The sequence below is a fragment of the Pseudoalteromonas sp. Z9A6 genome, assembly GCF_011378805.1.
GTDB lineage: Bacteria > Pseudomonadota > Gammaproteobacteria > Enterobacterales > Alteromonadaceae > Pseudoalteromonas > Pseudoalteromonas distincta.
This window is the reverse complement of sequence record NZ_WTKZ01000029.1, coordinates 1-26,741: the sequence shown is the minus strand read 5'-3', so window position 1 is coordinate 26,741 and position 26,741 is coordinate 1. Positions and strand designations below refer to the sequence as shown.

Annotated in this window: 25 protein-coding genes and 1 tRNA gene; 2 read left to right on the top strand and 24 right to left on the bottom strand. The window is 39.5% G+C overall.

Translation table 11 applies throughout. The features are described 5' to 3' along the window. Positions 1 to 50: 50 nt before the first annotated feature. From GQR53_RS11990 to GQR53_RS11880, 23 genes are all read right to left on the bottom strand, one after another. On the bottom strand, positions 51 to 257 hold the full coding sequence (locus GQR53_RS11990) for a hypothetical protein (protein ID WP_024591130.1): 207 nt from the start codon (positions 255 to 257) through the stop codon (positions 51 to 53). Positions 258 to 426: 169 nt separating this feature from the next. Continuing rightward, positions 427 to 639 (bottom strand): calmodulin, encoded by a 213-nt coding sequence (locus GQR53_RS11985; protein WP_165744024.1) that lies wholly within the window; start codon positions 637 to 639, stop codon positions 427 to 429. Between the two features lie 597 nt (positions 640 to 1,236). Further along, a complete protein-coding gene (locus tag GQR53_RS11980) occupies positions 1,237 to 1,452 on the bottom strand; it encodes a TIGR02450 family Trp-rich protein (protein ID WP_002958506.1) in 216 nt (71 codons plus the stop codon). An 80-nt stretch (positions 1,453 to 1,532) separates the two neighbouring features. Beyond that, positions 1,533 to 1,886 (bottom strand): cupredoxin domain-containing protein, encoded by a 354-nt coding sequence (locus GQR53_RS11975; RefSeq protein ID WP_165744023.1) that lies wholly within the window; start codon positions 1,884 to 1,886, stop codon positions 1,533 to 1,535. Positions 1,887 to 1,906: 20 nt separating this feature from the next. Further along, on the bottom strand, positions 1,907 to 4,153 hold the full coding sequence (locus GQR53_RS11970; protein ID WP_165744022.1) for a heavy metal translocating P-type ATPase: 2,247 nt from the start codon (positions 4,151 to 4,153) through the stop codon (positions 1,907 to 1,909). Continuing rightward, complete coding sequence (locus GQR53_RS11965) at positions 4,143 to 4,586, bottom strand: MerR family transcriptional regulator (protein ID WP_165744021.1); 444 nt, start codon at positions 4,584 to 4,586, stop codon at positions 4,143 to 4,145. The genes GQR53_RS11970 and GQR53_RS11965 overlap by 11 nt, the downstream gene beginning before the upstream one ends. A gap of 508 nt (positions 4,587 to 5,094) precedes the next feature. Continuing rightward, a complete protein-coding gene (locus GQR53_RS11960) occupies positions 5,095 to 5,592 on the bottom strand; it encodes a DUF2059 domain-containing protein (protein WP_024595964.1) in 498 nt (165 codons plus the stop codon). Positions 5,593 to 5,722: 130 nt separating this feature from the next. Further along, on the bottom strand, positions 5,723 to 6,055 hold the full coding sequence (locus tag GQR53_RS11955) for a Na+/H+ antiporter subunit G (protein WP_165744020.1): 333 nt from the start codon (positions 6,053 to 6,055) through the stop codon (positions 5,723 to 5,725). A 9-nt stretch (positions 6,056 to 6,064) separates the two neighbouring features. Continuing rightward, the gene (locus GQR53_RS11950) at positions 6,065 to 6,334 is read right to left on the bottom strand and encodes a K+/H+ antiporter subunit F (protein ID WP_007378493.1); all 270 of its coding nucleotides are present in this window, start codon (positions 6,332 to 6,334) and stop codon (positions 6,065 to 6,067) included. Beyond that, positions 6,328 to 6,864 carry a Na+/H+ antiporter subunit E gene (locus GQR53_RS11945; protein WP_002958499.1) on the bottom strand — a complete coding sequence of 179 codons (537 nt, stop codon included), beginning with the start codon at positions 6,862 to 6,864 and terminating at the stop codon, positions 6,328 to 6,330. The genes GQR53_RS11950 and GQR53_RS11945 overlap by 7 nt, the downstream gene beginning before the upstream one ends. Further along, the gene (locus tag GQR53_RS11940) at positions 6,864 to 8,381 is read right to left on the bottom strand and encodes a monovalent cation/H+ antiporter subunit D (RefSeq protein ID WP_165744019.1); all 1,518 of its coding nucleotides are present in this window, start codon (positions 8,379 to 8,381) and stop codon (positions 6,864 to 6,866) included. Before GQR53_RS11940 ends, GQR53_RS11945 begins: the two co-directional genes overlap by 1 nt. Beyond that, positions 8,378 to 8,731, bottom strand: coding sequence for a Na+/H+ antiporter subunit C (locus GQR53_RS11935; protein WP_010554685.1), 354 nt, complete (start codon positions 8,729 to 8,731; stop codon positions 8,378 to 8,380). Before GQR53_RS11935 ends, GQR53_RS11940 begins: the two co-directional genes overlap by 4 nt. Beyond that, on the bottom strand, positions 8,731 to 11,523 hold the full coding sequence (locus tag GQR53_RS11930; RefSeq protein WP_165744018.1) for a monovalent cation/H+ antiporter subunit A: 2,793 nt from the start codon (positions 11,521 to 11,523) through the stop codon (positions 8,731 to 8,733). The genes GQR53_RS11935 and GQR53_RS11930 overlap by 1 nt, the downstream gene beginning before the upstream one ends. Before the next feature lie 216 nt (positions 11,524 to 11,739). After that, a complete protein-coding gene (locus GQR53_RS11925; protein ID WP_165744017.1) occupies positions 11,740 to 12,915 on the bottom strand; it encodes a hypothetical protein in 1,176 nt (391 codons plus the stop codon). Continuing rightward, positions 12,902 to 13,780, bottom strand: coding sequence for a lipoprotein NlpI (gene nlpI / locus GQR53_RS11920; RefSeq protein WP_024598203.1), 879 nt, complete (start codon positions 13,778 to 13,780; stop codon positions 12,902 to 12,904). The genes GQR53_RS11925 and nlpI overlap by 14 nt, the downstream gene beginning before the upstream one ends. A gap of 140 nt (positions 13,781 to 13,920) precedes the next feature. Further along, the gene (gene pnp, locus GQR53_RS11915; protein ID WP_165744016.1) at positions 13,921 to 16,047 is read right to left on the bottom strand and encodes a polyribonucleotide nucleotidyltransferase; all 2,127 of its coding nucleotides are present in this window, start codon (positions 16,045 to 16,047) and stop codon (positions 13,921 to 13,923) included. A gap of 620 nt (positions 16,048 to 16,667) precedes the next feature. After that, positions 16,668 to 16,937: a 30S ribosomal protein S15 gene (gene rpsO / locus GQR53_RS11910; protein WP_002958490.1), complete on the bottom strand. Its 270-nt coding sequence runs from the start codon at positions 16,935 to 16,937 to the stop codon at positions 16,668 to 16,670. Between the two features lie 153 nt (positions 16,938 to 17,090). Then, complete coding sequence (truB, locus tag GQR53_RS11905) at positions 17,091 to 18,050, bottom strand: tRNA pseudouridine(55) synthase TruB (RefSeq protein ID WP_002958489.1); 960 nt, start codon at positions 18,048 to 18,050, stop codon at positions 17,091 to 17,093. Beyond that, positions 18,034 to 18,516 (bottom strand): 30S ribosome-binding factor RbfA, encoded by a 483-nt coding sequence (gene rbfA / locus GQR53_RS11900; RefSeq protein WP_002958487.1) that lies wholly within the window; start codon positions 18,514 to 18,516, stop codon positions 18,034 to 18,036. The genes truB and rbfA overlap by 17 nt, the downstream gene beginning before the upstream one ends. A 109-nt stretch (positions 18,517 to 18,625) precedes the next feature. Beyond that, on the bottom strand, positions 18,626 to 21,286 hold the full coding sequence (gene infB / locus GQR53_RS11895) for a translation initiation factor IF-2 (RefSeq protein WP_165744015.1): 2,661 nt from the start codon (positions 21,284 to 21,286) through the stop codon (positions 18,626 to 18,628). A 25-nt stretch (positions 21,287 to 21,311) separates the two neighbouring features. Further along, complete coding sequence (gene nusA, locus GQR53_RS11890; RefSeq protein WP_002958483.1) at positions 21,312 to 22,811, bottom strand: transcription termination factor NusA; 1,500 nt, start codon at positions 22,809 to 22,811, stop codon at positions 21,312 to 21,314. A gap of 39 nt (positions 22,812 to 22,850) precedes the next feature. Then, positions 22,851 to 23,306, bottom strand: coding sequence for a ribosome maturation factor RimP (gene rimP / locus GQR53_RS11885; protein WP_002958482.1), 456 nt, complete (start codon positions 23,304 to 23,306; stop codon positions 22,851 to 22,853). A 281-nt stretch (positions 23,307 to 23,587) separates the two neighbouring features. After that, positions 23,588 to 23,664: transfer RNA gene (locus GQR53_RS11880), tRNA-Met, on the bottom strand. 435 nt (positions 23,665 to 24,099) lie between these two features. On the opposite strand from GQR53_RS11880, the gene GQR53_RS11875 reads away from it, so the two are divergent. Continuing rightward, the gene (locus GQR53_RS11875; protein ID WP_138489413.1) at positions 24,100 to 24,561 is read left to right on the top strand and encodes a globin; all 462 of its coding nucleotides are present in this window, start codon (positions 24,100 to 24,102) and stop codon (positions 24,559 to 24,561) included. Positions 24,562 to 24,873: 312 nt separating this feature from the next. Continuing rightward, positions 24,874 to 26,430, top strand: a complete 1,557-nt coding sequence (locus tag GQR53_RS11870) for a cryptochrome/photolyase family protein (RefSeq protein WP_165744014.1) — start codon at positions 24,874 to 24,876, stop codon at positions 26,428 to 26,430. 60 nt (positions 26,431 to 26,490) lie between these two features. Here the strand turns inward: GQR53_RS11870 and GQR53_RS11865 are convergent. Next, positions 26,491 to 26,741: Hsp20 family protein (locus tag GQR53_RS11865; protein ID WP_165744013.1), on the bottom strand; the 251-nt coding region annotated here is incomplete at its 5' end.

Sequence of the window (26,741 nt, the reverse complement as noted above, 5' to 3'; positions counted from 1 at the left end):
GGGGTAAGAAGTCCTTTTCAAAGATCCTTTAGGAGTAAAGTGTCTATAAATTAATATTCAAAAAAATCATTTTCTGTCGGACCACCGCTACTTTGAACATTCAGCTCGTCAAATTGCTCTATCACTTGCGCCGATTCTTCAGAGCGACTAATTGAAGCGTTGTCGTCTGCGTCGAGTGTTTCAAAGTCTGTGTTTGCAAATACTACTGACGAAGAAACAATAGCCATAAGTACAAATGTTGATTGTAGCTTTTTCATAATTTAATCCTTCAAAAGTATGCGGTGTCCTAAATAAATTTGCTCTATAGTGCTCTCTAGTCACTTCCTGGTTATTCTTTTTAGTAGGCTCCCTTGCCTACTTAGGTTGTCTTTGGCAACTCAGAATTTAGATAACATCACAGAGCATTAACTGCTTAAGGCTTTAATTTTAGGCCTTAGAAAACTCATCTTCAGATAGCTCACCATCTTGATTTGTATCGAGTTCTTCAAATTTGCTTAAAAGCTCAGCATCTACTGAAGCTTCGGCTTGGCTGATTGCACTATTACCATCTACGTCTAGCGTATCAAAATCTGTTGCTGCAAAAGCCGCTGATGAAGAAGCTAGCGCCATTAGTACTAATGTTGATTGAAATGTTTTCATAATAGTATTCCTTCATTGGGTTGTTGCGATTAAGGCCTTTGGCTTTCATCACGTTTTGCTTAATACACTCTAGGTATTACAACTTCGGTGCCACTTTTTATTTATTACTTAAAAACAATGAGTTAAATGATATAAAGCGAGAAAAGCTTAATTTGGGGAGGTGTTATTGTTGCTATTTAGCAACAGCCATTTAACTAAAAATAGTAAACCATTATAAATCAATTGGTTAAGTTTAATTAAAAAGACACACTTTTGCTAAAAAGCCAATAAGGGGGCGTTTAGGTTAGTCTTCAAAATAAACTGAATATGAACATGGAAATTACATAGGATTTATTTGCGGCTATTAAACAATTAATTTATTTATAATCAGTAAGTTATATTGTTTTTGAAATTTATTATAAAAATTTTGGAAAGATATTTTGAAATTAACTGTTTTGTTGCCAAATGGCGAATTTATCTAGGAAGGTTTCAATGCTAAAGCTAAGTTGTAGCATTAAACTCATAATTTAATGCGCTGTAAAGCATAGGTTCGCTTGAGTTAAACAAACCTACATCGTGTGCCAGCTATTGGAGTGAGGTAAATTATATAGATTTAAACTACTTCCACCCTTGCAGCCACTTTTGGTTATCTTTTAAATCTCGCCAACTAATTGGATATTGATTTTTTGACATAACAGCCTCAGTAATACATTCAATTACATTGCCGTCTTCATCAAATTCCACCTCAACAATAATGAAGTGTTTTTCTTTATTTATAGCAGGTGTTGCGGTCCATTTACTATTCAATAATTTTTTAGGGTTTAGTTTATTCATTTAGTATAACGACTCCTACTCATCTATTTATACAGCTTATATAAGGCAATTATACGACCCCAACACCTACTTAGCTCAGATTACTGAGCAACTAGCTTGCCTTTGTACATTTGCATTTGGCAATGAAAGTCATACTCACCGGCTTCAAGCACAGGTAGTTTAACCGTATTGCCATCACCCATTGCCAGCGTTTTACTTATATCAAGCTGTGGAAATACCACTGTTTCGGCGCACGGCGCGCTGTCTTTTCTATCAAAGGTAAGTACAACCTCTTTGTTGGCTGCCACCTTAATGTGTCCTGGCTTATAAACACCGTTATCAACGACTATTGTTTCTTTGTTGTCATCACTTTGTGTTTGCTCTGGTTTGTATAGCCAAAACCAATAAATAATTGCAGCTATTAACAGTGCACCACCTATATTAATCATCAACATAATGTACTCCTTAGCTTAAATTACGATTTATTTGGTTTGAAAAAACGTAAGCGATTAGCGTTACTTACCACTGTAAGCGATGAAAGTGCCATAGCTGCACCTGCAACAACAGGGTTAAGTAGGATGCCAAAAAATGGATACAACACGCCGGCTGCAATCGGAATACCCGCCACGTTATAAATAAAGGCACCAAATAGGTTTTGTTTAATATTTGAAATAGTTGCATTACTCACTGCAATTGCATCAGCAAGACCATGTAACGAACCACGCATTAAGGTAATGTCTGCACTTTCTATTGCAACATCGGTACCTGTACCAATTGCAAATCCTACGTCGGCTTGTGCAAGTGCGGGAGCATCGTTAATACCATCACCTGTCATACCCACTATTTCACCATTTGCTTGGCGTTTTGTTACTTCGTTTACTTTATCATCGGGCATTACTTCTGCAATAAAGTCATCAATACCAACTTGTTTAGCAACGGCTTGTGCAGTGGCTTTGTTGTCACCTGTTAGCATAACTAGGTGGATACCTTTATCTTGCAGGCGTTTAATAGCTTCAACTGAATCCTCTTTAATTGGATCGGCTACTGCAATAATAGCGTGGAGCTTATTATTACTTGCAAAATACATGGGCGTTTTAGCATCACTGGCAAGTGTTTGAGCTTGCTCGGTTGCATCATCAACGGCTACATCGTATTTATCCATTAGCGCTTTATTACCAAACAACAATGTTTGCCCGTCAACACTGCCAGTGACACCTTTACCTGTAATTGCGTTAAAGTCAGCTACTTTACTTAAAGTTAACCCCTGCTTTTTAGCATGTCCCGTAATTGCTTCTGCCAATGGATGCTCTGAGCTACTTTCAAGGCTTGCAACACGTTGCATTACTGTATTTTCATCACTGTTGTTAAACGTAACTACATCGGTAACTTGCGGTGTGCCTTGAGTAATAGTGCCTGTTTTATCTAAAATCATGGTGGTGATTTTAGATGTTGTTTGCAGCGACTCACCATTTCGAATTAATATTCCTGACTCTGCAGCTTTACCAATACCCACCATAACCGACATAGGGGTTGCGAGCCCTAGCGCACAAGGACAAGCAATAATAAGTACAGTGGTAACCGCAACAACGGCATAAGCAATTGATGGCTCAGGTCCAAAGTTTAACCATGCAAGGCCTGCAAGCACCGCAATAATCATGACTGTTGGTACAAATATTCCTGATATAACATCAGCTAAGCGCCCTATTGATGGCTTTGAGTTTTGTGCACGCTTTACCATATTGATAATATTGGCAAGTGTGGTTTCGCTACCAATGTGCGTGGCTTTAAATAATAAAGTGCCACTTTTATTAATACTTCCGGCAATGACTTTGTCGCCCGTTTTTTTGCTTACAGCCATTGGCTCACCAGTAAGCATTGACTCATCAACCGTACTGCTGCCTTCAATAACATCGCCATCCACAGGGATTTTTTCACCCGGGCGTACGCGTACTTCATCATTTTTTACAACATCACTAATGTCGATGTCTTGCTCTTGGTCATCGCGAATTACGCGTGCAGTTTTTGGTTGCAGGCCAATTAAGCGTTTAATTGCTTGTGAGGTGCGCCCACGTGCTTTTACTTCAAAAGCGAGCCCTAAACTAATTAAACCGATGATCATCGATGATGCTTCAAAATATACGTGTCTTGCGACTTGTGGTAATAAGTTTGGTGCGATTACCACAAACATTGAATACAACCACGCAGTACCTGTACCAAGCGCTATTAATGTATCCATATTGGCAGCATGGTTTTTGAATGCCTGCCAAGCACCGTTGTAAAATTGCTTACCTGATATAGCCATAACCACGAGCGTGACTATACCCACTAAAAACCAGGCTATTCGTTGTGTCTCGGTGGTCACACTCATATCAAAAATAAGCCCGTATATCATTAACGGTGCACCGACTCCTAACGCTAATATCATATTACGCATTAGCTTTTTGTAATGTGCCTCGTCCGACTTTGCTTTTTCATCAAGTGCATCTTGATCAGACTCGTTACTCATTGGCTTAGCTGAATAACCAATGTTTTCGACTGCTTTAATAAGCGTGCTTTCGCGGGCTTTACCTTCTACACGTACTGTACGCTGTGCAAAGTTCATTTCTACATTTTGCGCACCTTGCACGCTATTAAGGGCTTTTTCAATTTTAGCCACACAACTGCCGCAATTAGCACCTTCAATAATAAAGTTTTGCGCGGTGTCTTTTGTATTAGTCGTCATTACGCTGCTCCTTATTTGCAGAATCGTTTATTGGATCAACAAAAGATTCTATTAAACTACATACGTCACTGGCATTTGCACCATCGGCTGATGTATCCCATTGCGCCAGAGCTGCATGCATTCTGTTTCGTAATTTTAATGTTTCTTGAAATAGTGCTTCGGTTTCTTCTAGGCGTTTAGTAATGAGTTTTCGCGTTAACGGACAAGGACAATTCCCTTGCTCTGACTCGCCTATAATGTGTTGAATATCTTTGAGTGAAAAACCAAGTTGACGCGCACTAATAATAAACTTTAAACGTTGCTGGTCTTGCTTTGTATATTCTTGATAGCCATTTTCTTCACTGCGTATTGGGTTAAGTAACCCAATACGTGTGTAATGACGAACAGTATCGGCAGTCACGCCCATTAATTTGGCAAGTTGTTTAACATACATAATTTAGCTCCGTCGTGTTTCAATAGCTTCATAATAAACCTAGGTGCAACACATAGGTCAATGGCTATTTTAAAACTAACAAAATAATACTAATTGGCTCAATTAAGTGCTCTATTTAAGACAATAAATCGAGTGGATAACAGAGCAAAGGTTTCGTTATTTAGTTGTTATTATTAATTGCCCCTGCATCCATGCAGTCGTATCTCAAAAATGTTTAACGCAGTTAGCGCCGAATTTATTCCCTCAAATTGATTATGTATTGTTGCTCATTGGCATAATGACACAAACATAATTAACTTAAGCTGATATTGGCCGTGTATTATCTGAAGGGAATGTAATTTAGCAGAGAAGCGCCTAAGTAAGGCGCGTATTAATGTAAGGGCGTGTTGATCATTGGTGATTTAATTTATGCAGACTGTTTGGTCTTTAGGCAAGGCAGAGCCTATGTTGTGTGGTTATCCCCCATAAACAGGCGATAACGCAGCATAAATACCAAATATGCGCTGCCCTAGTTTGATTCGCTACGGCTTTGCTCTAATTCGTCGCTTAGTTGCTGCGCTAAAGTTTGTATTTTAGGCATAGCATCTTTCATTAAGCTTTGTGACATTTGCATAGACTCTTGCATTACAACAGGCATTTTTTCAAGTATTTTTTGCCCTGTATCTGTTTTATAAAACGCTAACATATCGGCAATCTCTTGCTCACTAAAATGCTTGTCGTATACATTGACCATCATTGGCTGCATTTTAGCCCAGCTCATTTCGGTTTTTAATACCGTCGTCATGTCGCCGTAGTACTTATCAAAAATAGCTTGCTCAGAAGGCTTAACACCCATTTGGTCTGACATGCCTTTCATCATACCTTCAACCTGGCCGTACATAGAATCAACCATTGAATCTAAATTCATTACACTAATGAGTTCATCTATTTTTTGCTGCTTAGTATTTTGTTCAGCATATAAACTACTAGAAAAAATTAGCAATGATAAAAGTAGTACCTTACCCATAATAATATCCTTTCATATAAATAATGGATTTATAGTCACATGAATAATTTGTATTGTAAAGGGTACAAGCAATCATTAAAAAGGCCGAATAAAATGAATTTATTCGGCCTTTTATAAATTAATTTTTGCGTTAGTCGTCTTCTACATTATCTAGGCCTTTAGTGCCTTCTTTGGCTTTTAGCTTATGATGAATAGCTGACTTTATTAGCATGTAACCACTAATCGGTGCTGTAATTAGTAAAAATATAGTGATGAGTATTTCTTTAACACTTAGGCCATGCTCTGAACTTGCAAAATAAACCATAGCCGCAATTAACATACTCGCCATGCCTAACGTGGTTGCTTTAGTTGGTCCATGTAAACGCATAAAAAAGTCAGGTAGTTTAATTAAACCTATTGAGCCAATTAAAATAAACGTACCACCAAATAACAATAATACTGATACAACCCATTCGCTGATCATGTTTTCACCTTATTCAATTATATCGCCACGTAGTAAATACTTACACACTGCAACCGTACTTATAAAGCCGAGCATGGCAATGAGCAGTGCAGCTTCAAAATAAAGCCCTGTATCCATACTAATGCTGTATAAAATAATCAGTGCGATGACGTTAATGTACATAGTATCGAGCGCTAAAACACGGTCAGGCACTGACGGACCGATGATCAATCGCCATAAATTAAGCAATAATGATAAGCCAATCATCGAAAAAACAATGAGTAATACGGTGTCTAACATTGAAATATCTCCTTTAGTGGAGCTTCGTAGCGTTGTTTTATTTGTTTGATAAGTGCTTCTTCATCTTTAAGGTCAAGCACATGTATCAGTAAGTAGCGTTGCGTTGGCTCTTCACCTTCAGGTAACGACTCAGCAATTGGATAAACTTCTGCACTCACAGTACCAGGTGTAAGCGATACACAACTAGCCAATATAGTAATTGGCATGTCGTGTGTTAAATCTATAGGAACTTTTATAAAGGCCGGACGCAATTTTTTTGATGGCCCAAGTATAAGTAAAGCCACTTGTAAATTTGCAACAACAATATCGTACAGCACTATAAGTAACTGCTTAAGCGCCAAGCCTGGCTTTAAAATCAGTGGCTGAGGGTCTCGAAACGAAAAACTTAATATAGGGATGAGTATCGCAAAAATAGTCGCTAATACTAAGTGCCCTACCGATACGCTATTGTTTAACAATAACCAAACCATAAACAAAAATAAGCTACGAAATGGCGTTGGTAACCAACGAAAACGGGCTTGTAATCTCATCACATGCCTCCTTTAAGTACAGCATTAATACCGCCGCTTAGATCATGTAACTGAGTAGCAGCATTTAGCATATATTCACTTATTGGTCCGCCCAAAATAACGAGCAATGGCGAACATGCAAGTAAAGCTATAATTACAGTTACCTGCACCGGGTGTGCACTTGCACAATCGGCATTTTCGCTATTTTTGCTTCTATGCTCCCAGAACAAAGTTGTGCCCGCGCGCGAAAGCGCTACTAGCAACGCAAAACTTGTTACTAAATATACTGGCCAAAATAATAAAGCTTGCTCACTGTTTAATGTCGCTTTAAGTATCCAAATTTTACCTACAAAGCCTGACAGTGGTGGCATACCAACTACCGTTAAAGACGCAATAATAAAGCACACACCTAATAAAAATGGCTGTTTTACAGAGCGACCTGCTACTAGTCTATCGCCAACTTTACCGCGCTGGATTGAAACTAAGTCTGCTAGTAAAAATAGTGCGGCACTAACAAGTGTTGAATGCACTAAATAATATAAAAGTGCAGCAGTGGCATTTACATTTTGCAATGCTATTAGCGCAACCAGCGTACCTACCGATACTAATACTAAGTTAGAGGTGAGTTTACGTAAGTCTTGTGCTGCCATCACACCAATTGCACCTACTATAATGGTCGCAATTGCTAAGCCCCAAAGCCAAGGCTGCGCCATGTGTTCAAGCGCTCCGGCTTGTTCACCAAATATCACCGTATAAACACGAAGCATAGCGTAAACGCCTACTTTGGTCATAATCGCAAACAATGCGGCAACCACAGGTTTAGCACTTGCGTAAGTATTTGGAAGCCATAAATGCAGAGGTAATAGTGCGCCTTTTAAAGCAAATACTATTAATAGTAGTAAGCCACCTGCTTTTGCTAGATATACATCATCACCTGTAAGTAGTGATACCTTTTGCGTCATATCTGCAATATTAAGCGTACCAAGCACACCGTACAAAATACCCAAACCAATTAAAAATACGCTTGAGCCAACTAAATTCAATATTACATATTGCAATGCCGCACGAGTATTTTGTTTATCACCTGCGTGCATTAACAATGCATAAGATGCAATCAGTAGCACTTCAAAAAATACAAATAGGTTAAATAAATCGCCAGTTAAAAACGCGCCATTTACACCTAATATCAAAAAGTGAACAAGTGGGTGATAAAAGCTGCCTTTTTCATCATCGCCAGCACTACCATATAAAATAGCGCCCAAACCTAAAAATGAAGTTAACGTAACCAATAAGGTAGACAACATATCGGCTACTAAGACTATTCCAAATGGTGCAGACCAATTGCCAATAGCGTAAACGTTAATACCTGTATTATTAACATGTACAAGTAAAAGTACACTAATGGCAAAAGTAGCTATTGCCATTACAATTGAAACTAAGCGGCGAATTTTAACGCTTTTACCACATGGCGGTAGCAATAAAATAACAGCCGTCAGCATAGGTAATAAAATAGGGAGCGAAGCTAAATGTTGGATCATTTTTGCTCCTTATTATCTGCCGAGGTGTTAGGCACATAACCATCAACATGGTCGCTACCTAAATCGGCGCGCCCACGTATTGCCAAAATAACCACGAATGCGGTCATCGCAAAACCAATAACAATAGCTGTAAGCACTAAAGCTTGAGGTAATGGGTCGGCGTATTCTGTACCAGTACCAAGCACTACCGCTTTATTAATAGTAAGACGACCTGCTGAAAACAAAAATAAGTTAACAGCATATGAAATCATAGTAAGTCCAAGTACTACAGGGAACGTACGAGCTCTTAGCAGTAAAAACACACCGCAACTGACCAATACTCCAACGCAAGATGCGTACAATAATTCCATTAAATATTTACCTCTTTTTTCTGGGTATCTGCCGTCATATTACCTAAGCTTGCCAAAATCATTAGCGTAGCGCCTACAACCGTTAAGTAAACACCTAGGTCAAATGCAATCGCGCTGGCAAGCTCTGTTTTACCGACAAACGGAATATCAAAGTAGTCAAACCAAGTTGTTAAAAATGGCTTATCAAAGAACCAGCTACCCACACCAGTGAACAGTGAAATACCAATGCCTGAAGCTATGATTTTACGATAATTAACATCAAAACGTCCGTTTATCCATGCTGTACCATGCGCCATGTATTGCAAAATAAACGCGATTGACGTTACCAGTCCTGCAATAAAGCCACCGCCAGGTAAGTTATGTCCGCGTAAGAAAATATATGCAGAAACCAATAACGCAAGCGGTAATAAACTTTGTGAAATACTCGCCAGTAAGATTGGGTGGCGCTCTCGTGCCCATGGGCGCCCTTCGCTGTCACTTGCTGGCATAAATAATGGGATTCGAGAAAGTACTTTAAATATACCTAATGCGGCAATGCCTAATACGGTAATTTCACCAAGCGTATCAAAGCCCCTAAAGTCGACTAAAATAACGTTAACTACATTAGTACCACCGCCACCAATTTTAGCGTTAGCAATAAAGAAGTCTGAGATTGAATCTAATGGACGTGTAAGTAATGCATAACAGATACTCGCTATAACTACACCTAACGTAGAGGCAATTCCTAAATCTCGAAGTACGCGTAATGAACTTGATTCTTTTGGCGTATGCTGGGGTAAGAAAAACAATGCCAGCATAAGTAAAATAATAGTAACAACCTCAACAGTTAACTGTGTAAGTGCTAAATCAGGAGCAGAAAAGCGTGTGAATACAACCGATACCATTAACCCTACGATTGAGAGCATTAACAACGATACCATTCGAGAGCGATGCCAAATAACAGTAGCAAGAGCACCAATAATCAATAAGCCCGCACCAATTGCATTGTGCACATCAACAGGGGTAAGTGGCATGCTGCCAGCAAGTTGTTGCATTTCAAATAATGGCCAACCGGCACACAGTAAGACTACCGCTAACATAATTACTAGGTAGCGCTGCAGCGATCCATTTTCGATACTGCTTACCTTTGACTGACACCAAGCAACAACACTTAAAATTACACGTTCAAACGTCTTTTTAGCATTTAAAGGTGGTAATGATGCTTGAAACTGAAATAAATATTTACGATTAATATAAATAAATAAGCCGCCAGCAATCGCCATTGCACTCATTAATAGAGGCAAGTTAAACCCGTGCCAAATAGCCAATTCGTAAACTGGCATCTCTTTTCCAAGTACAGCTAAAGAGGCCGCAGATAAAATGCCATCAATTGTAAAGTGTGGGAACATACCCACCAATAAACAAATCACAACGAGTATTTCTATTGGTACACGCATATAGCGTGGTGGTTCATGCGGCGTTCGAGGTAAATCAATCGGGTCGCCATTAAAAAATACGTCGTGAATAAAGCGGGCTGAGTACGCTACAGCGAAAGCACCTGCAACAGTTGCCAATACTGGAATTAACCACGACATAGAACCAAGCACTTGTTGATGCAGTGTTTCTGCAAAGAACATTTCTTTCGATAAGAAACCATTAAGTAGCGGAACGCCAGCCATTGCCGCTGCCGCGACCATTGCAAGTGTTGCTGTGTAAGGTAAGTATCGCCACATGCCATTTAATTTACGCATATCACGCGTGCCCGTTTCATGATCAATAATACCAACTGCCATAAATAACGATGCCTTAAAGGTTGCATGATTAATTATATGGAAAATAGCAGCAACGGTCGCAAGCTCAGTATCAAGTCCTAATAGCAGCGTTATTAAACCTAAGTGGCTTATTGTTGAATAGGCTAACAATCCTTTTAAATCGTGTTTGAATAATGCTATGTATGCACCAAACAATAGCGTTGCTAAACCTGTTAACCCTACAAGTAAAAACCAAGTATCCGTGCCAGCTAAAGCAGGATGAAAACGCGCTAACAAAAATATACCGGCTTTTACCATAGTTGCAGAATGTAAATACGCACTTACTGGAGTAGGTGCTGCCATTGCATGAGGAAGCCAAAAATGAAATGGAAATTGTGCCGATTTAGTAAACGCACCTAATAGTACCAATACCAATGCTACTTCGTATAAATCGTGAGATTGAATGATTGCTTTGCTTGCTAAAATAACATCTAGGTCGTAACTACCAACAATGTCTCCTAATAACATTAAGCCAGCAAGTAGTGCTAAGCCACCCGCCCCTGTTACTGCAAGCGCCATGCGTGCGCCCTTACGCGCTTCTGACTTATGCCACCAAAAACTAATTAATAAAAATGAACTTATACTCGTTAATTCCCAAAACAGCCACAATTGGATAACATTATTAGACATAACAATGCCAAGCATTGCGGTCATAAATAGCATTAAGTAACTATATAACTTAGCCATTGAATCGTTAGCACTGAGGTAGTAACGCGTGTAGAGGATAACGAGCAGGCCTATGCCTAAAATCATAAACATAAACAATAAACTAAGACCGTCTAACCGCAGAGATAAGTCGAGTCCTATAGACGGGATCCAAGCTAAAGAATAACGAATTGTTTCGCCCGCTAAAACTGCAGGTGCATGGTATAGAGTAATCCCCAAAGCAGTCAAAGGCGCAAGAGCCGTTAAACTAGTGCTTAAATTACGGGATAACTTACCTGTGCATGCAGAAATAACACTGCCAATTAAGGATAACAAGGGTATCCAGAGCAAAGTCATAATGTAGGGCCTTTTATAATCATAAGTTTATCAGGGCATCTCTTTTTTAATACTAAGTGATGCTTTTACTGCCTGTTTTTAAACGACATTAATGACTATAGTTATACTGAAAAACACTTATTTTGTCTATAAAAAGCGGTTCTATATGGACATTTTTCAAACAACAACTAACAATTTATTAAGCCTAAAAAAACAATTAATTAATAGTGATAATTGTTAGTTTAATATAGTCTTATTTGCAAATGTAAGCGCGCTAGAGTGACGATGAAACTTACCATTGGTCGTATCTAAATGTTCCAACCAAAGTTGCCTATACTGCGCTGAGAGACCTAACTGCTGATATTGCATAATGGACCAATTTTCACTGGGCTTATAAGCAATGCCTCCTTGCTGACAACTCTTTGCCTTATGCCAATCTGTTGGCCGCGGCTCACCATGAGAAATAAATAGATTAGGCGCAACAAAACCTCTTTTTGCACACAACCATGCTTGCTTAGTTTTAGGCAAAGCGTATTCATCCTCAAAACCGTTAAAATGCATCAGCTCGTGCAAAAATACACTGTATTTTGCTTTTGAGTTTATTAGCATTGTTCCCTTCGTGACATTAGCCGTACCGTCTTTAGGCATCATCACTATAAAATCATAATTGTTAGGAAGCTGGTTATTAAGTTTAGATAATTGCCAGTCACACTTTGCTATTTTACTAGTGCTACTTTTGCACTCAAGCATACCCGCAACGTAAACTGGTTTTGAAAAGCAAAAAATATTTTCACGGGGCTCTGGCTGTTTATTATAAGTATTAATAAACTCTGTAAGTTTATATAAGCCACTACGATGATCGCTCATAGTCAGTACGTTAAACATACATTGCTTATTAGGTTTGCTTATATTTCTTAAAGATGAAAAACCAAGATTGTGTATAAACGCTGTAGATACTTTACTCTGTGGTGTTTTTAACTGAAGTTTTAGATGATTTAGCACATCCCCTGCTGGTAATTTGTTTTTACTAGCGAGTAGTTTTAAATCCCCCCAACGTGATTGCTCAAGCAACTTTGCTGCTAATATTTTACGCTCTGGGATTGTTAAGTCATTTATAGCGGAGAGCCAAAATTGTTTTGCAGTATCACTCTGACTGCTTTTAATAAGCTTAAGAGAATACATATATTGCGCTGAGGAAATTTGATTGCGAGCGAGTATAGCTAAAGAGGTCTTTGGTAACTGCTCTAGGTGGTCAGAAAAGTAAGCAGGTGAATTCCAATAACTTTGTAGAACATTGGATTTTGTATTTAAAACATGCCAAAAGCCAATAGCGCCAAGGTGATTACTCGAGCCTGTAATTAACAAACAACATAGTAATACACCTATTAACTTAAAACGCTTAACTTGCGTCAACACCTTCCATCAACTCAAGTTCTAAACGCGCATATTTGTACTCAATAAACTCGTGTACATTGGTTGCTAGCGCAAGCCTAAAATAGTCTGATGCTAAATACAGCTCACCAGCTGCTTGATGCATTTTGGCTAAGTAAAAATAAGCTTCACATAAACGCTGCGCATATTCTTGCTCGGTTCTAACACCATCACTAATGCCAGATAAAAATGCATACTCAGTCATATCCCCCGTATAAAGAGAAATTAACTGATACGCCCATTGCGATTCATCAAGTGCTGTTGCATTAGTTTTAAGTGATTCAAGCGCTGCTGCTTTATCTTCTTGTGCACTGGCTAAGTAAACCCATAAAACACGGTATGGATCATTTGGAGAGCGGGCTAAAAACTCATCAAAGTCGTTTTTAGCAAGACCTGCTCTATCACCGTAATAAAGGGCTATGCCTCTATTTAAATAAGCATATTCATGCTCTTCATCAAGCTCAAGGGCTGAATCAAAAAACTCATAGGCTTTTTCGTATTGCTGCATAAGCGTATGTTGAATACCTAGAAAGTTATATACTTCAGCTAAATCAGGTTTAAGCTTTACTGCGCGGTTAAAATCAATACGCGAAAGAGTGGTCATACCTAAACTATCAAAAAGTACACCACGGTCATAATAAAGCTTAGCTTGTTGCTCTTCGCTTAAGTCAGCTCTATTCAATAACTCTGAGTAGCGTGCAATGGCAATTTCGCTTCTAAAGTCAGAAGCTAAAGGTGCAGTAAATGGCACATTAACAATCGGGGTTGGCTCTGATTCGGTTGTAGTTTGGCAAGCGCTTAAAGACAAAATAGCAAAAGATGCCAAAGCTAAATGTTTGAGTATCATTAAAATCCTTAATACCAAGATATATCGCGATTAATATAAGACAGACCTTGTCCAATAAGGTTTCATTAAAGCATAAAAAAAGGGGCTAAACAGCCCCTTTTTTATCATCTAGCTAATATACTAGATTAATAAGTTAGCAATTACGCGTCAGTTGGCGCGTCAGCTGCAGGTGCTGCTGATTCCATTGCTTCTTTAATACTTAGACGTACACGGCCTTGGCGATCTACTTCTAGTACTTTAACTTTAACTTCTTGACCTTCAGAAAGGTGATCAGCCACGTTATTAACGCGCTCAGTACTAATTTGAGAAATATGTACTAGACCATCTTTGCCAGGAAGAATGTTTACAAACGCACCGAAGTCTACGATACGTACAACTTTACCTTCGTAGATAGTACCTACTTCAAGTTCAGCTGTTAATTGCTCAATACGGCTAATTGCATTAGCTGCACTTTCGCCATCTGTAGCGGCAATTTTAATTGTACCGTCGTCACCGATTTCAATCGTTGTACCAGTTTCTTCAGTAAGCTGACGAATAGTTGCGCCACCTTTACCGATAACTTCAGCGATTTTCTTCTGTGGGATTTTCATTGTGTATATGCGAGGAGCAAACATTGATAGCTCTTCAGAAGGAGCAGAAATTGCTTCGTCCATCACTTCTAAGATATGTAAACGTGCAGCTTTTGCTTGTTTAAGCGCAATTTGCATGATTTCTTGAGTGATACCTTCGATTTTGATATCCATTTGAAGTGCAGTGATACCTGCAGCTGTACCAGCAACTTTAAAGTCCATGTCACCTAAGTGATCTTCATCACCTAAGATGTCAGAAAGAACAACGAATTTATCGTCTTCTTTAACTAGACCCATCGCAATACCAGCAACAGACGCTTTAATTGGTACACCGGCATTCATAAGTGCAAGTGAAGTACCACATACAGACGCCATTGAAGATGAACCGTTTGATTCAGTGATTTCAGATACTACACGGATTGAATATGGGAATTCAGTCAATGTTGGCATTACAGCAGCAATACCACGCTTAGCAAGGTTACCATGGCCGATTTCACGACGCTTAGGAGAACCAACAAAACCAGTTTCACCTACACAGAATGGAGGGAAGTTGTAGTTAAGCATAAAGTGGTTTTTATGAGTACCAGTTAAATCGTCGATTAACTGTGAATCACGTTCTGTACCAAGTGTCGCTGTTACTAACGCTTGAGTTTCGCCACGAGTAAAGATAGCAGAACCGTGAGTACGCGGTAATACGCCAGTCATTACATCTAGTGCACGAATCATATCTGGTTCACGACCATCGATACGTTTTTCGCCAGAAGCGATACGGCCACGAACGATTTTCTTCTCAAGTGAACCGAATATTTTACCAATTTCTTGCTTATCTAAAGACTCGCCTTCAGCAAGTTCAGCTGTTAATACTGCAACAACTTCATCTTTAGCTACGCCAAGTGCTTCTTTACGCGCTACTTTATCAGTGATTAAGTAAGCTGCGCCTACTTTTTCAGCAGCAATAGTTGCTACTTTATCTTCTAGTGCAACGTTTTTAGCTGGTGCAGTCCAATCCCAAGTAGGCTTGCCTGCTTGCGCTTTAAATTCTTCGATTGCAGTAATGATCGCTTGAGATTGCTCATGACCATATACAACAGCGCCAAGCATTACGTCTTCTGCAAGTACGTTAGCTTCTGATTCAACCATAAGTACCGCTTTATCAGTACCGGCTACCACTAAATCAAGTTGGCTTTCTTCAAGCTCTTTTAATGTAGGGTTAAGTACGTATTCGCCGTTGATGTAACCAACACGAGATGCACCAATTGGACCACTGAATGGGATACCAGAGATAGCAAGTGCTGCTGAAGTACCAATCATCGCAACCATATCAGGTTGGATTTCAGGGTTAACAGAAACAACAGTAGCAATAACTTGTACTTCGTTTACAAAGCCGCTTGGGAAAAGTGGACGAATTGGACGGTCAATAAGACGTGCAATAAGAGTTTCGCCATCGTTAGGACGACCTTCACGCTTTAAGAAACCACCTGGGATACGACCAGCAGCGTACATACGCTCTTGGTAGTTAACTGTTAGTGGGAAAAAGTCTTGACCAGGTTGTGCTTCACGCTTACCAACAACAGTTACTAAAACTGAAGTGTCGCCAATGCTTGCAAGTACAGCGCCGTCTGCTTGACGAGCGATTGCACCAGTTTCTAGAGTCACTGTATGTTGACCTAGTTTGAATTCTTTAATAATTGCTTGCACTTAAAATATTCCTTAAATGTATTCTAATAAGTTGTCATCAAAGTACCAATTACAGTACATAATTGTATTCAGTTGGAAATCAATTAAGTACTACAATTGGCAATGATGTGAATAAGCGTAGATAAACCTTTTTATCTACGCGCATAGTATATACCAAAGCTACTTCAAAATGCGAGTCTAGGGTGTGTTGATCTTTGCGGATTGAAATTTGTTCAATCTAGGGGCGATTTAATCACGGCGCGAGATTTGTAACCTAGTGGGCTAAGTAAAAATCGAGCAACAAAGAGTTAATCGCCCCTAGGATGAACCCGCAAGGCAGCGCATGTTTGGCATTTATGCTGCGTTATCGCCTATTTATGGGGAATAACCACACTACATAGGCGCTGCCTTGCCTAAAGACCAAACATACAGCTGCAAAATTAATCACGAAAGGTCAACACACACTAGCTACTAGATTTAAGCTGGGCTAATGAGTGGGTAAATACAACGATGCTTGATAAGCTATGAAATAGGAGTTTTACAATATAATTCAATAAGTTTATAAATTTGTTTTATTTTCAAACACAAATTTTAGGCACAAAAAAAGGAGCTAAAAAGCTCCCATTTCTATAATCTAGTTCTTAACGACGTAGGCCAAGTTCTTTGATTAGTGCAGTATAACTAGTGATATCTTTACCTTTAAGGTAATCAAGTAGTTTACGGCGAGTGCTTACTTTACGAAGCAGACCACGACGTGAGTGGAAGTCATGCTTGTGATCAGCAAAGTGACCTTGAAGCTTGTTGATATCATAAGTAAGTAATGCTACTTGTACTTCTGATGAACCTGTATCGCCTTCTGCACGTGCAAATTTAGCAATGATATCGATTTTTTCTTGATTGCTTAGTGACATAGTAACTCCAAAAATTAAATTTAAAAGGTGTCTTAGCCGATCACTAATTCAGCCAAAACGATTAAGCCAGCGTATTCTACCAACTGTGGGAATAACTACAAGTTAATTATTCCCATCTACAACTAATAAGCCACTGCTGGGCACACTAATTGCTTATTCAGGCTTTACGTAATCATCTTGCTGGCTAGCAAGACCGCGTTTAACCTTTAAATGGCCACTTGAGTTGCGCTCGCCAGTACCAATAAACACACCATCCGCAACAACTTTAATTGCCCCCTCTGGTAAAGCTTCAGGTAACTCGACTGCTTGCCCATGACTAAATACTTTGCCCTGCTCTTTCGAAATTTCAATAACAGGTAAATCAGTTAAAGCAGTGTCTATAGGTAATAACAACGAGTCTAAATAAGTAGAAGGCGCAAGCTCTTCTGCTTTCGCTTTAGCAAGCAACGCTTCAATTTCATCAAGCGAAACCATTTTATCTGCCGGATACTGACCAACAGCAGTTCTGTGAAGCATTATAACGTGTGCGCCACACCCTAGGTTTTCGCCCAAATCATCAACGATTGTACGAATATACGTCCCTTTTGATACATGAGCCGTCATTTGTAATACGTTGTTTTGTTCATCAAATTCGTCAAACGATAAGCTAAACACATTTATTTTTCTGCATTTACGAGGGACTTCAATACCCTCTCGTGCGTACTTATATAATGGTCTACCTTGATACTTAAGTGCTGAGTACATTGATGGATATTGATCTGACTCTCCAACAAAAGCTGCAATTTCTTTTGTTAACTGCTCACGCGTCACATTCACATCTTTCGTGCTTACGATTTCGCCATCAGAATCTGATGTCGTTGTACGCTCACCCAGTTTTGCACGAACGATATAGGTTTTATCTGTATCGAGTAAAAACTGCGTAAACTTAGTCGCCTCACCAAAACAAATTGGCAGCATACCTGTAGCAAGCGGGTCTAAAGCCCCAGTGTGGCCAGCTTTTTGTGCAAAATAAACACCTTTCGCTTGCTGCAGAGCTTTATTTGATGAAATGCCTTGCGGTTTGTTTAACAACAAAATACCGTCAACTGCACGGCCTTTACTGCGCTTTGCCATCTGTATCAGTGCCTTCTTCGCTATCTGTATCTTCTACGTGCTTAGTACTTTGTTCACTATCTGAAATATCAGCATCAACACTTTCTACATCTTCATCGACATGCTTTGCGTTATCTTCGCGGATAATAGAATCCACTAAATTAGAAATACGCATACCTTCCATCAGTGAATTATCAACTACAAACTTTAACTCAGGCATTATACGAGCACGAATGCGCTTACCAAGTAACGAGCGAATATAACCCGTTGCTTCATTAAGTACTTTAGCGCTTTGCTTAGCTGCATCTTCATCTTGTGTGTTAAACACAGTGATGAAAATTTTGGCATAAGATAAATCACGCGATACTTCTACCGCTGACACTGTCACCATACCTAAGCGTGGATCTTTAATTTCGCGTTGTAAAATTACAGCAATTTCTTTTTGGATTTGCTGTGCAACACGATCAGTGCGAGAAAATTCTCTCATTGCATTTGTCCTAAAATCATAACTTATTGAAATTTAATAATAAGCTAATTAAATAATGGATACACAAATGGGGGCTAAGCCCCCATTTATTAGTTTAGCGAGCTAACAATTAAAGAGTACGTTGTACTTCAACTGTTTCAAATACTTCGATTTGGTCACCAACACGTACGTCATTGTAGTTCTTAACGCCGATACCACATTCCATGCCGTTACGAACATCAGCAACATCGTCTTTAAAGCGACGAAGTGACTCAAGTTCACCTTCATAGATAACCACGTTTTCACGTAGTACACGGATTGGAGCGCTACGTTTAATAACACCTTCAGTAACCATACAACCAGCAATTGCGCCAATTTTTGGAGACTTGAATACGTCACGAACTTGCGCAAGACCAATGATTTCTTGTTTAAACTCAGGTGCTAGCATGCCTGACATTGCTTGCTTAACTTCTTCGATTAAGGCATAAATTACGCTGTAATAACGAAGGTCTAAGTTTTCAGTATCAATCACTTTACGAGCAGAAGCATCAGCACGAACGTTAAAGCCAACTACAATTGCGTTAGACGCTGCAGCTAGTGTCGCATCAGTCTCAGTAATACCACCAACACCAGAGCCTACAATCTTCACTTTTACTTCATCAGTAGAAAGTTTAGTTAGTGAATCAGAGATTGCTTCGATAGAACCTTGAACGTCTGCTTTAAGTACCACGTTAACTTCAGAAACATCACCTTCAGTCATGTTAGTAAACATGTTTTCAAGCTTAGCTTTTTGTTGACGTGCTAGTTTAACATCGCGGAACTTACCTTGACGGTATAAAGCAACTTCACGCGCTTTACGCTCATCTTTAACTACAGTTGCTTCGTCGCCCGCAGCTGGAATACCAGAAAGACCTAAAATTTCCACTGGAATCGATGGACCTGCCGACTTGATGTCTTTACCGTTTTCATCGCGCATTGCACGAACACGGCCATACTCAAGACCACATAATACAATGTCACCTTGGTTAAGCGTACCAGATTGAACAAGTACTGATGCAACTGGACCACGGCCTTTATCAAGACGAGATTCAATTACAACACCTGCAGCCATACCTTCGGTAGGTGCTGAAAGCTCTAAAAGCTCAGATTGCATAAGTACGGCTTCAAGAAGGTCATCAATACCTAGACCAGTTTTAGCTGAGATATGAACGTACTGCGTATCGCCGCCCCATTCTTCAGGGATAACGTCTAGCTGAGCTAGTTCGTTTTTAACGCGATCTGGATCTGCGCCTTCTTTATCCATTTTGTTTACAGCAATGATTAAAGGAACGCCAGCTGCACGTGCGTGCTGTACCGCTTCTTTAGTCTGTGGCATAACACCATCATCTGCTGCAACCACTAAGATTACGATATCTGTCGCTTTAGCACCACGAGCACGCATTGATGTAAATGCAGCATGTCCTGGAGTATCTAAGAAGGTAATCATATTGCCGTTTACATCAACATGGTATGCACCAATGTGCTGTGTAATACCACCGGCTTCGCCAGAAGCAACCTTCGCAGAACGAATGTAATCTAGAGTCGATGTTTTACCATGGTCAACGTGACCCATTACAGTTACTACTGGAGCACGAGGCTCTGACTTACCATCTTCATGGCGGTCGTTAAGTACTGTTTGCTCTAATTCGTTTTCTTTAACAATGATAACCTTGTGACCCATTTCTTCTGCAACTAGTTGTGCAGCTTCTTGGTCAATCACTTGGTTAATAGTAACCATGTCACCCATTTTCATCATTGTTTTAACAACTTCAGCGCCTTTAACTGCCATGCGTGATGCAAGCTCAGCTACTGTAATTGTTTCGCTAATACGCACTTCATTTTTAACATCAACAGTTGGTTTTTGGAAACCATGCTGCAGCGATGCTGGTGCTTTTAATTTAGACTTGTTACGGCCTCTTGACGCTGCAAATTTATCTTTTGCTGGCGCTTTTTTCTTTTTCTTAGCACGGCGAGTGCCTTGCTCATCACGAGCATCGGCAACATCTTCTGCTTCACGTGCATAAGTCGAAGTCGTAAGATGGTGATCCGCTGTTTCTTCGCGTTTCTTACGTTCTTCTTCTTCTTTCTTCCAGCGTGCTGAATTCTCTTCAGCTAGCTTTCTTGCCTCTTCTGCTTGACGTTTCGCTTCTTCTTCAGCTTTCTTCAATGCGGCCTCTTCTGCTTCTTTTTGCAGACGCTCAGCTTCTATGCGATCTTTCTCAGACTTAGCACTTTGCTCTGGGGTCATCTGCTTTTGTTTCGCTTTACGCTCTGCATCAGCTTTGCGTTTAGCTTCTTCTTTGGCTTTACGGTCAGCTTCTTCTTTCGCTTTACGTTCTGCCTCTTGTTTCGCTTTTAATTCTGCGGCTTCTTGTTCAGCTTTTTGTTGCTGTTCAAGACGGGCTTTTTCTTCAGCGGCTAAGCGTGCTTGCTCTTGTTCTTGTTCCATTGCGCTTTTCTTCACGTAGGTACGTGTTTTGCGAACTTCAACTTGAACATCTTTAGCTTTACCCGTAGAACCAGTCACACTTAATGTGCTTTTGCTCTTACGTTGTAAAGTCATACGCGCTGGGCCATCTGAACCTGTACCACCATGATGCTTGCTTAAATGATCAAGTAACGTTGCTTTTTCAGCTTCTGTTACGTTATCAGTTACTTGCTTAGTGATACCTGCTTGTGAAAACTGCTGTAGCAATTTATCAACAGTTGTACCTATATCGCCGGCTAGTTTTTCAACATTTACTTCTGCCATAGTGTGTAATACCTCCGTTAATAAATTACTCGTCTGCAAACCAACAAATGTTTCGTGCAGCCATAATCAGTTCACCCGCTTTTTCAGATGAAAGTTCTGTGATATCAACTAATTCGTCAATACCTTGCTCTGCCAAGTCTTCAAGTGTAACAACACCTTTGCTTGCCATAACAAATGCTAAGTGACGCTCTAAGCCTTCAAGCGCAAGTAAGTCTTCAGCTGGCTCTGCGCCATCTAAGCTTTCTTCCGTTTTTAGTGCTTTAGTTGTCAATGCATCTTTTGCGCGTGAACGCAATAAATCTACAGTCTCTTCATCAAGACCATCAATTTCTAAAAATTCAGACGCTGGTACATACGCCACTTCTTCAAGTGTCGAGAAACCTTCGTTAATAAGTAATGATGCAAACTCATCATCTATATCTAAATTTTCAGTGAATAAGTTAAGTAACTTATCAGATTCAGCTTCATTTTTAGTACGCATGTCTTCAACAGTCATTACGTTTAGTTCCCAGCCAGTTAATTGGCTTGCTAAACGAACATTCTGACCATTACGACCAATTGCTTGTGCTAGGTTATCGGCTTCTACAGCGATATCCATTGAGTGAGTGTCTTCATCCATTACGATTGAAGCAACTTCTGCTGGCGCCATTGCATTGATAACAAATTGTGCTGGGTTGTCATCGTAAAGTACGATATCAACACGTTCGCCACCAAGCTCAGACGATACAGCTTGAACTCGTGCGCCACGCATACCAACACATGCACCAATTGGATCAATGCGTTTGTCGTTAGATTTAACAGCAATTTTAGCGCGTGAACCTGGATCACGTGCAGCTGCACGTAACTCAATCATCTCTTCGCCAATTTCTGGCACCTCAATGCGGAATAATTCCATTAGCATTTCAGGTTTAGAGCGCGTTACAAATAATTGTGCACCGCGTGCTTCAGGTTTAACTTCATATAAAAGACCACGGATTCGATCACCCGGGCGGAAGTTTTCACGTGGCAACATGTCATCACGGTAAATTACCGCTTCTGCGTTGTTACCTAAATCAAGTACGATTGCATCGCGAGTTGCTTTTTTAACAACACCCGTTACCAGCTCGCCTTCTTGATCTTTGTATGCTTCAACAACTAAAGCGCGCTCAGCTTCACGTACTTTTTGTACGATAACTTGCTTAGCCATTTGTGTTGTAATACGGTCAAATTTGATTGAGTCAATTTGTTCTTCAACATAATCACCCATTTGCAAATCAGGTTCTTCAACCTGTGCTGCTTCTAGAGTGATTTCGCTGTATGGGTTCTCTAAAGAACCATCTTCTAATACAGCGGCAATTTGCCAGCGACGGAACGTATCGTAATCACCGGTTTTACGGTCAATTGCTACACGTACTTCAATTTCGCCATCGTGTTTTTTCTTTGTCGCTGTCGCTAGAGCGAACTCTAGAGCTTCAAAAATCTTTTCTTTTGGAACCGCTTTCTCATTGGAAACGGCTTCAGCAACCAATAATATCTCTTTTGCCATGGGTAATGCCTCGCTTGCCCTATTCCTTCGCACTCGAATTTAAAACTTCGCGATTAAATTCGCACGTTCGATGTTACTAAGCATGATCAGATGCTCTGCACCATCGCTAGATAGTGTGATCATATCGCTGCTAACTGCTACTAAGTCGCCTTTAAAATTACGACGACCATCCTGTGGAAGTTTAGTACGCACGCGTACTTCCTCTCCTTGCGCCTGCTCGTAGTGATCTTGTTTGAATAATAGACGATCAACACCAGGAGACGATACTTCCAAATCATATTCATTTGTAATTGGGTCTTCGACGTCTAAAATCGCACTAATTTGGCGACTGGCATCCGCACAGTTATCAACTGAGATCCCATCCTCATGAGCAATATATACTCTTAAGGTAGAATGGCGACCCGCTTGTACAAATTCAAGACCATGCAACTCAAAGCCTAACATTTCTACCGCAGGCGTTAACATGGTTACTAAATCTTGTTCAAGTTTTGTCACGAAAATCCTCCATACAAACAAAAAAAGGGCTTATAGCCCTAAAATACTGAGTTTAAATTTTAATTTGATAGCAATTGCCACAAATCGTAAGGTGCAGATACAACAACGCCCCGAACCAAGCGGGGCGTCACACCAATAAAGCATAAAACTGTGTGGCCGAGGGCCAAGCTTGGTTGCGAGTCAGTAAACTGACCTAATTAAACTACATAGCCTAAAACGCAAAACGCGCATTACTTAGAATGCGCGATATAAATTAGTAAGGTAATACCTACTAGTAGAATTGGTTGCGGGAGCCGGATTTGAACCGACGACCTTCGGGTTATGAGCCCGACGAGCTACCAGACTGCTCCATCCCGCGCCAATAGATATCAAACCTTAAATTTAATATCGCTGTTAGCTGTTATACAACACGCTAAACAATGGCCGCTATTATAAGGATGTACAGGATAATTAGCAACTATAATACGCAATTAGTTTATAAAATTTGCAATTCGTCAAGATGCTAATTTAATGTATATGTAAGTAACATAAGTAATCAGCCAACTTTATAAAATTCCCATACTTGAGTCATAGAATGTAGGAGCTTATTATTTCAGGATAAAAATCAGATAAACTGAAGTTTAATAACTCTTAAAATACGTTTTAAAGGCTCACTAATTACCAGAAAGTAAATAGATATAACAAAAAGCCATACTTTCACACTAAAAAAACGTGCAGAATTTGAACTGCCCGCTATAATCAACTTTATTCCTACTTGATAATAATAGTTATTACTCACTGCAACGAGATAAAAATGAATCAACAACAATCAGCATTATTAAATAACTTAACAATTATTAAGCCTAACTTTCATGCGTTTACGGCTAAGTTTCATAGTAAATTAGCCCAATCTAGTATTGAGATGAATTACCCGACGGCCTTACAGTTTAACGAAAAGAGCTTTACCCTCTTTTGCGTGTTAGAACGAATTGTTAAACATTTAGATAAACCAGCATCGGTAGCTCCTTTTTTAGCTCACCATTTAATGTATCTAAAAAAAAGCGGCGCTTCACACAGTGACATTGCCCTTTTATCTAACGCTTTTTACGAAACCCTTGAAGAGCACCTTGGTAAGCATTTTAATACTGAGAGTCAGCTCGCTTGGAAAAAAGCGCTTAGATACTTTGAAAGCTTTGCAAGCAATGTTCTTTTCAACGTTACCAATGTGGTTTCGTTACAACAAAGAATGCAGCAAAAGCAAAGTAATAAAATTTAGATATTCAATTGGGGGGGAGACTTAAGTTACTTAAACTCCCCTTAATTATGCTCATTTTAACACCATGGTCAAAAACGCCTCGATATGCGGTTAAACTTTTTTGCCCTATTGCTAACAGCACAATGTATTGCGTTATTTACCGCCTCTATTCGTTTTACTAATCTATTATTAAACTCAAGAAACAACTAATCCCCAGCATTAAAAACAGCAAACTATTGTCGTTATGCACTTAATTACTCCTATTTGCTTGTTGTAAAATATTAAAACGATCGTTTAATTAACTATGCCCGTATAAAAAAATTTGGCTTTACTATGACCCATCATAAAACACTTAGATTAATACTAGGCGATCAGCTAAACCCATCTCATTCATGGTATAAACAAAAAGACGACGACACGCTTTATCTCATAGCAGAATTAAAACAAGAAACCGACTACGTTAAGCATCACATTCAAAAACTGTGTGCTTTTTTTAATGCTATGGAAAACTTTGCAACTGCATTAAAAACGGCAGGTTTTAATGTTTTGCATTTGACACTTGACGATACCGCTGACGACAAAGACTTAATTGAATTACTCAAGCGAATTGCCGATAAATACCAATGCGAAACTATTGAATATCAATATCCTGATGAGTTTAGGCTTAAGTCTCAATTAGCTAAGTTTAAAAGTGATGGCTCATTTGATGTAATTGCCACAGATACTGAACATTTTTTATTACCGTTCACCGATATAAAAACACGCTTTACAAAAAACAAGCATGTGACAATGGAGCACTTCTATCGTGCTATGCGTAAGCAGTTTAATATATTAGTTGATGATACTAAGCCAACCGGTGGCAAATGGAATTTTGACAGTAATAATCGTAATAAATTTTCCAAAGCTGACTTAGCGTGTATACCAAAACCTAAGCTATTCAATAATAATGTCAAGAGCATCATTTCTCGCTTAAATAAGCACAAAATCGTTTACTTTGGCGAAATAGCCGATCAGAGACTAGAGTGGCCAACAACGCGTAAACAAGCTATTGAATCTCTAGAATACTTTTGCGAGCATTTACTTAGTTGCTTTGGTCACTTTCAAGATGCGATGACAGATCAAAGTAAAAATAATACCAGCTTGTACCATAGCCGATTATCGTTTGCCCTAAACGCAAAAATACTCCACCCGTTATATGTAATCAAACGTGTAATAAGAGAATACGAACAAAGACCAAGTGAAATATCCCTCTCGCAAGTAGAGGGCTTTACTAGGCAAATATTAGGTTGGAGAGAATATGTACGTGCCATTTATTGGATTAACATGCCCGACTACGCTGTTAAAAATCAATTACAAGCCAAAAACACACTACCATCTTATTTTTGGAACAGCTCAACAAAAATGAATTGCCTAAGCCACTCATTAAAACAAAGCCTTGAAACCGCTTATGCCCACCATATTCAACGCCTAATGGTTATTGGAAACTTTTGCATGCTTACAGGAATAAACCCTGATGACGTAGACAACTGGTACCTAGGTGTTTATATCGATGCCATAGAGTGGGTAGAGATGCCCAACACCCGAGGAATGAGCCAGTTTGCCGATGATGGAATAATTGCGACTAAACCTTATGCTGCAAGCGGTAACTACATTAATAAGATGAGCGATTACTGCAAAAGCTGTCAGTACGATGTTAAACAAAAAGTAGGTGATAAAGCTTGCCCGCTAAATAGCCTGTACTGGCATTTCATGAATAAACACAGAGACAGACTAGAAAAGAACCCACGTATTGGTATGGTATATAAAAACTGGGATAAACAAGAAAAAACACTCCAAGAACAAACGCTGCAACAAGCAACCTACTACCTTAATAATTTAGAAGCGCTGTAAACAAAAAAGCCGCCTCGAATGAGGCGGCTAAGTAATCAGGGAAATATGTACTTTAGAAGATTATTTACCTTCTATTAGATTGCTATTACCAATTTCAATTTTGCGTGGTTTTAGCGCTTCAGGGATTTCACGTTCTAAGTCAATACTTAGTAAGCCATTGGCTAAATCTGCGCCGAGTACTTTTACGTGATCCCCCAGCTGAAATTTACGCTCAAAGTTGCGCTCTGCAATACCTTGATGAATAAATTTACGCTCACTGGCTTGCTCTTTACCCGTTTTAATACCCGCAACAACTAGTGTGTTGTTTTCTG

Excerpts from the sequence above, each read along its gene's own strand:
- GQR53_RS11990 (WP_024591130.1), bottom strand. The coding sequence starts at position 257 with ATGAAAAAGCTACAATCAACATTTGTACTTATGGCTATTGTTTCTTCG.
- GQR53_RS11985 (WP_165744024.1), bottom strand. The coding sequence starts at position 639 with ATGAAAACATTTCAATCAACATTAGTACTAATGGCGCTAGCTTCTTCA.
- GQR53_RS11980 (WP_002958506.1), bottom strand. The coding sequence starts at position 1,452 with ATGAATAAACTAAACCCTAAAAAATTATTGAATAGTAAATGGACCGCA.
- GQR53_RS11975 (WP_165744023.1), bottom strand. The coding sequence starts at position 1,886 with ATGTTGATGATTAATATAGGTGGTGCACTGTTAATAGCTGCAATTATT.
- GQR53_RS11970 (WP_165744022.1), bottom strand. The coding sequence starts at position 4,153 with ATGACGACTAATACAAAAGACACCGCGCAAAACTTTATTATTGAAGGT.
- GQR53_RS11965 (WP_165744021.1), bottom strand. The coding sequence starts at position 4,586 with ATGTATGTTAAACAACTTGCCAAATTAATGGGCGTGACTGCCGATACT.
- GQR53_RS11960 (WP_024595964.1), bottom strand. The coding sequence starts at position 5,592 with ATGGGTAAGGTACTACTTTTATCATTGCTAATTTTTTCTAGTAGTTTA.
- GQR53_RS11955 (WP_165744020.1), bottom strand. The coding sequence starts at position 6,055 with ATGATCAGCGAATGGGTTGTATCAGTATTATTGTTATTTGGTGGTACG.
- GQR53_RS11950 (WP_007378493.1), bottom strand. The coding sequence starts at position 6,334 with ATGTTAGACACCGTATTACTCATTGTTTTTTCGATGATTGGCTTATCA.
- GQR53_RS11945 (WP_002958499.1), bottom strand. The coding sequence starts at position 6,864 with ATGAGATTACAAGCCCGTTTTCGTTGGTTACCAACGCCATTTCGTAGC.
- GQR53_RS11940 (WP_165744019.1), bottom strand. The coding sequence starts at position 8,381 with ATGATCCAACATTTAGCTTCGCTCCCTATTTTATTACCTATGCTGACG.
- GQR53_RS11935 (WP_010554685.1), bottom strand. The coding sequence starts at position 8,731 with ATGGAATTATTGTACGCATCTTGCGTTGGAGTATTGGTCAGTTGCGGT.
- GQR53_RS11930 (WP_165744018.1), bottom strand. The coding sequence starts at position 11,523 with ATGACTTTGCTCTGGATACCCTTGTTATCCTTAATTGGCAGTGTTATT.
- nlpI (WP_024598203.1), bottom strand. The coding sequence starts at position 13,780 with ATGATACTCAAACATTTAGCTTTGGCATCTTTTGCTATTTTGTCTTTA.
- rpsO (WP_002958490.1), bottom strand. The coding sequence starts at position 16,937 with ATGTCACTAAGCAATCAAGAAAAAATCGATATCATTGCTAAATTTGCA.
- truB (WP_002958489.1), bottom strand. The coding sequence starts at position 18,050 with ATGGCAAAGCGCAGTAAAGGCCGTGCAGTTGACGGTATTTTGTTGTTA.
- rbfA (WP_002958487.1), bottom strand. The coding sequence starts at position 18,516 with ATGAGAGAATTTTCTCGCACTGATCGTGTTGCACAGCAAATCCAAAAA.
- infB (WP_165744015.1), bottom strand. The coding sequence starts at position 21,286 with ATGGCAGAAGTAAATGTTGAAAAACTAGCCGGCGATATAGGTACAACT.
- nusA (WP_002958483.1), bottom strand. The coding sequence starts at position 22,811 with ATGGCAAAAGAGATATTATTGGTTGCTGAAGCCGTTTCCAATGAGAAA.
- GQR53_RS11875 (WP_138489413.1), top strand. The coding sequence starts at position 24,100 with ATGAATCAACAACAATCAGCATTATTAAATAACTTAACAATTATTAAG.
- GQR53_RS11870 (WP_165744014.1), top strand. The coding sequence starts at position 24,874 with ATGACCCATCATAAAACACTTAGATTAATACTAGGCGATCAGCTAAAC.